The 5,632-nt window shown below is 27.9% G+C and carries 3 protein-coding genes and 1 rRNA gene; 1 reads left to right on the plus strand and 3 read right to left on the minus strand.

What is annotated here, in order from left to right; translation table 11 throughout:
* Positions 1-836: 836 nt before the first annotated feature.
* Complete coding sequence (gene nrdG / locus IC173_RS19970; RefSeq protein ID WP_227437644.1) at positions 837-1,376, minus strand: anaerobic ribonucleoside-triphosphate reductase activating protein; 540 nt, start codon at positions 1,374-1,376, stop codon at positions 837-839.
* 21 nt (positions 1,377-1,397) lie between these two features.
* A complete protein-coding gene (locus IC173_RS19975; RefSeq protein WP_227437646.1) occupies positions 1,398-3,749 on the minus strand; it encodes an anaerobic ribonucleoside triphosphate reductase in 2,352 nt (783 codons plus the stop codon).
* Between the two features lie 372 nt (positions 3,750-4,121).
* Here IC173_RS19975 and IC173_RS19980 point away from each other — a divergent pair, with 372 nt between their 5' ends.
* Complete coding sequence (locus tag IC173_RS19980; RefSeq protein ID WP_227856186.1) at positions 4,122-5,306, plus strand: pyridoxal phosphate-dependent aminotransferase; 1,185 nt, start codon at positions 4,122-4,124, stop codon at positions 5,304-5,306.
* A 208-nt stretch (positions 5,307-5,514) separates the two neighbouring features.
* Here the strand turns inward: IC173_RS19980 and rrf are convergent.
* Positions 5,515-5,631, minus strand: a 5S ribosomal RNA gene (gene rrf, locus IC173_RS19985).
* Position 5,632: the final 1 nt, after the last annotated feature.

Raw genomic sequence — 5,632 nt, forward strand, 5'->3', positions numbered from 1 at the left:
CTGAGCCAGGATCAAACTCTCAAATAAAAGTTTATCAGGCTCAGATACTATTGTTATCTAAATATCTGGCTTTATGGTTTGTTTCTTGTTTATAAATTAACCTACTGTTTAATTTTCAAAGTTCTTTATGTTTATGTCCTTTTCTTGAGGACAAGTATTACTATACCAACTTTTTCTTTTAGAGTCAACAACTTTTTTTACTTTTTTTATTTTTAAATTATCACTTTACCTCTCTATTATAATATTATCCACATTATAAACAACTGATTCATATTGTTTTAACTTATTACATTAAATATTATCCACATTATAAACATATTTATCCACATATTACATAATTTATTATTTTTTGAATAAAGATAAATCCATATGTATAATCACTTTTCATTAGTCCATTTATCTATATGATACAATATGTTTACAACTTGAAAACCTTGGTTGAAAATGCTTACTTTAATAGCAGCATTATTTCCTCTCAAAAGCATTAATAATGATATTAGTAGTGATAATAGTACATGAGCATATAATTTTATTAAAGTATTTATCAACCCCTTACTACTTTACTTTGTAAATTTATATATTAACTAAAAACTTTCATAATCAAATTAAATACTTTAGTTTCATAGCCGAGTATCAATTAAACAATTTGTAAAACTTTATTTTAAAAGAATATAAATCAAAACAAACTAATATATTATAAAACTAAAGCTATAAAAGCTACAATAGTCAGTCTAATATAAATACATTTTATATAATACATAATTAAAGAAAAACTTTTTACATAAAAATAGACGAAAGTAAATATGTTTTTACATTTACTTTCGTCTATTTATGTTCTATTCTGCTATAGATAAATCATCCTTCATATACTGCTCAATTAAAAATACTTTTTTATACTTTAAGCTCTTCTGAACATCAATTATTCTTTGATTTGATGAACCTCTAAATTTTAGACTTATATCTTTTTTTTCATCTACAAATCTTCCATCTACTAAAACATCAATCTGCTTTAATAGGTTCAAGTTTTTAAAATATGCACTATTTTTTTTATCTAGTAGTTGTTCAAATGTAAATCCGGTATAGGACCATACATCTAAGCCAGTCTTTTTGGCTTCTTTTGCTATTTCTTCTAATGGTTCTGGCTGTAAAAATGGCTCTCCACCTGATAGTGTAATACCTTTTTGTAATTTTAGTGACTTTATCTTATTTATAATTTCTTTTGTATCCATATAAAATCCACCACATAAATTATGTGTTTGAGGATTATGACATCCTTTACAATTATGAACACATCCTTGAGTCCATATTACCATTCTTAACCCTGGTCCATCAACTATACTGTCATGACTTATAGTAGATGACATTCTTATCTTCATAACTTATTCCTCCAAATAAAACTATCTATGTTTTACCCTATCTTTAACTTCCGCTTTTTTGGCATTATTAAATCTATCAACTGTACCAACTAAATATCCTGTTATTCGTCTTATTCTTTCAAATTTAATATCACTTTCGTCTTCATTTCTTCCACATACAGGACATATATTACTTGCTATTACTCCCGAGAAACCACATATAGGATCTCTATCTACAGGATGATTTATACTTCCGTATCCTATGCCCAAATCTTTCATTGCTTTTATGATAGTTTCAAAAGCTTCTAAGTTATCAGATGGATCTCCATCTAGTTCTACATATGTTATATGACCTGCATTAGTAAATTCATGATATGGAGCTTCTATCTCAATTTTGTCATATGCACTTATATTATAATAAACTGGAACATGGAATGAATTAGTATAATACTCTTTATCTGTAATACCTTTAATTTCTCCATATACTTTCTTATCTATTTTAGTAAATCTTCCTGAAAGACCTTCTGCTGGAGTACCCATTAAAGAGAAATTTAATTTATATTTGTCTGTAGCTTCATCCATTTTATGTCTCATATATGACACTATTTTTAGTCCTAATTCTTGAGCTTCCTTGCTTTCTCCATGATGTTTACCTGTAAGAGCAATAAGGCATTCTGCTAAACCTATAAACCCAATAGTCAATGTTCCTTGCTTTATTACTTCTTTTAATGTATCTTCTGGGCCCAAATCATCAGAATCTTTCCATACGCCTTGACCCATTAAAAACGGAAAGTTTTTCATTTTTTTATTTCCTTGAACTTCAAGACGCTCTAATAATTGTTCTATAATTAAGTCTATTTTCTCATCTAGTTCTTTAAAAAATTCATCTAAATTAGTTTTCTCATTTTTTATAATTCCATGCTTTATACCTAATCTTGGAAGATTGACAGTAGTAAAAGATATATTTCCTCTGCCACTAACTGTTTCTGGCCCACATACATTACTAAGTACTCTTGTTCTACAACCCATATATGTAGCTTCTGTATCTGGATCTCCTGCTTTATAATATTTAGCATTAAAAGGAGCATCTAAAAAGCTAAAGTTAGGAAATAATCTTTTAGCTGATACCCTGCATGATAACTTAAATAAATCATAATTAGGATCTTCTGGATTTAAATTTACACCTTCTTTAACTTTAAATATCAATATTGGGAAAATTGGGGTCTCTCCATTACCTAAACCTCTTTCTTGTGATAATAATAGATTCTTAGTTACCATTCTTCCTTCTTCTGAAATATCTGTTCCAAAATTTACACTTGAAAATGGTACTTGTGCACCTGCTCTAGAATGCATTGTATTTAAGTTATGTATAAATGCTTCCATAGATTGATATGTTTTTTTATCAGTTTCTTTATATGATTCTTCAAATGCAAAGTTTTGCATGTTCTTTATAAGTTCTTCATCAATATTAAACATTTCTTTTAGTTTTTCTTTTTCAGAGTTTAAATACAATTCATCTTTTTTAAGACCAACTTTTTTATTTGTTTCTTTCTCTGTTCTATATACTATGTCCTTTATTGCTTCATTATTTTCAATTCCTTTAAATAATTTTAATGCTTTAGCTAAGTTTCCTATGTAGAATTTTTTAAATGTCTTATACACACCTTCAGACAAACCATAATCGAAAAATGGTATGCTTTGACCTCCATGTTGATCATTTTGATTACTTTGTATCGCAATTGCGGCTAGAGCTCCATAACTCATTATATCTTGTGGTTCTCTTAAGAAACCATGACCAGTTGAAAAACCATCCTCAAATAGTTTTTTAACATCTATCTGGCAACAAGTTAATGTCCCCATATTTAAAAAGTCCATGTCATGTATATGTATATCTCCATTATCATGTGCGAAAGAATGTTCTGGCTTTAATATATGAGTCTTGCAAAATTCTTTGGATACAGTACTTCCATATTGTAACATTGTTCCCATAGCTGTATTACCATTGATATTTGCATTTTCTCTTTTTATATCAGCATCTTCTGCATCCTCAAAGGTAATTTCTTCTATTGCCTTCATTAATCGTGTTTTTGAATTTCTTATTCTACTTCTTTCAGTTCTATATACTATGTACTCTTCACTAGTTTTTGCATGACCTGTTTCTATAAGAACCTTAACTACAGAATTTTGTATGTCTTCAACACTTGGAACTGATTCAGAATATTTATGATTTATCAACTTTATTACTTCCTGAGTTAGTTGCTCAGATAACTTATAATCAGGTACAATACCTTCTCTTTCTGCAACATTTGTTGCTGCTAAAAATATAGCCCTTGTTATTCTATCTTCATTAAATGGAATCACTCTTCCATCTCTCTTTTTTACAAACTCAACCAATTAAAAAAACCCCCTATTACTATATATTGTATTTTATTAATCTACATACCACTATATGTAGTATATTAAGTCTAAAAAAATCCCCTTCAACTAAGTTAAAGGGATTATCTTAATAATTACTATATTAAGATTACCAAATTTGTACATAATAGTCAAACTAACGCAAATCATTGCAAATACTATGTAGATATTTTGAACATCAGCGTTTGTAACCACTTTGGAAGTCAAAACTTTTTTCTCTTTTTTTTACACTAATTTTAGGCAAAAAATACTCATTTTCATATGTATTAATGTATATATCTACAAATTTCCTTATGTACATTTTTCAAATTTGTCGTATAATATAAATAATAATTTAAAAGGGGGCATTTTATGTTATCAAAAAGACTAAACTTTATAACTCCATCCTATACAATAGGTATTAGTTCAAAAGTTAAAGAAATGGAAAGTGACGGAATTAAAGTAATCAACCTTAGTATAGGAGAACCTGATTTTAATGTACCTAATGTTGCAAAATCTTACGGAATTGACTCTTTAAATAAAGATTGTACTAAATATGATTTAGTTCCTGGATTGAAAATACTTAGAGAAGAAATCTGTAAAAAACTTATTGAAGAAAATAACTGTAAATATTCAATAGATGAAATAGTTATATCAAGTGGAGCTAAAAATTCTATAACAAACACTTTACTAGCGTTAACAGATGAGGGAGATGAAGTGTTATTGCCAAAACCATATTGGGTTAGTTACCCTGAAATGGTTAAATTAGTTAATGCTGTTCCAATTTTTATTGATACCAGAAAAGAAAATGGATTCAAATTAACAAAAGAAGAACTTGAAAAATCTATAACAAGCAAAACAAAGATTCTTGTAATAAATAATCCTTCAAATCCTACTGGTAGTGTCTATACAAGAGATGAGCTAATTGAAATCGTAAAAGTGTGTATACAGAACAAAATATATATTTTGGCAGATGAAATATATGAAAAAATATGTTACACTGGAAATTTCACATCAGTTGCTTCATTAAGCGAAGAAGCAAAAGATATAACTATAACTATAAATGGTTTTTCTAAATCAGCTGCTATGACTGGATTAAGATTAGGCTATACTGCTTCTAATAAAACCATAGCTAAAGCAATGAGTTCCATACAAGGACATCTTATATCACATCCAAGCTTAACATCACAATACATAGCATATGGAGCCTTAAAAGATTGTTCAACTGATATAGATGATATGGTGGAAACATATAAATCTAGAAGAGATTTAATCACATCTAAATTAGATTCTATCGAAAATGTAGATTACGTAAATCCATATGGTGCGTTTTATGCTTTTATAGACCTTTCTAAGATAGCTGAAAACTTTAAATATAAAGATAGTTTTTCTATAGAATTTTGTAATCAGTTTTTAGAAGAATACAATGTAGCAGTTGTTCCTGGCATAGCATTTGGTATGGATAAATATATTCGTATATCTTATGCTTGTAATGAGAATACTTTCTTGGCTGGATTAGATAAATTAAAAGAATTTGTATCTAAGATAATGGCATAATAATTTTAATCAAACAATTTTTAAATATAAGATATTAGATGATAAATTAATAGATTGTGTATCTATATAATATATTTAACATCGTAATTAAAAACTTAAATAAAATAAAAACCTATTGATTTTCATACCAATAGGTTTTTATTTTATTTGTTATATTAAGCTAGAATTTTATTTTAAATTTTAACTCAATATAACAAATAAAAAAATTACGTGGCTACGTCCTACTCTCCCAGGCAGTTTCCCACCAAGTACCATCAGCGCTAGAGAGCTTAACTTCTGTGTTCGGAATGGGAACAGGTGTATCCTCTCTGCTATTGTAACCACAT

This window comes from Clostridioides sp. ES-S-0048-02, assembly GCF_020658495.1.
Lineage (GTDB): Bacteria > Bacillota > Clostridia > Peptostreptococcales > Peptostreptococcaceae > Clostridioides.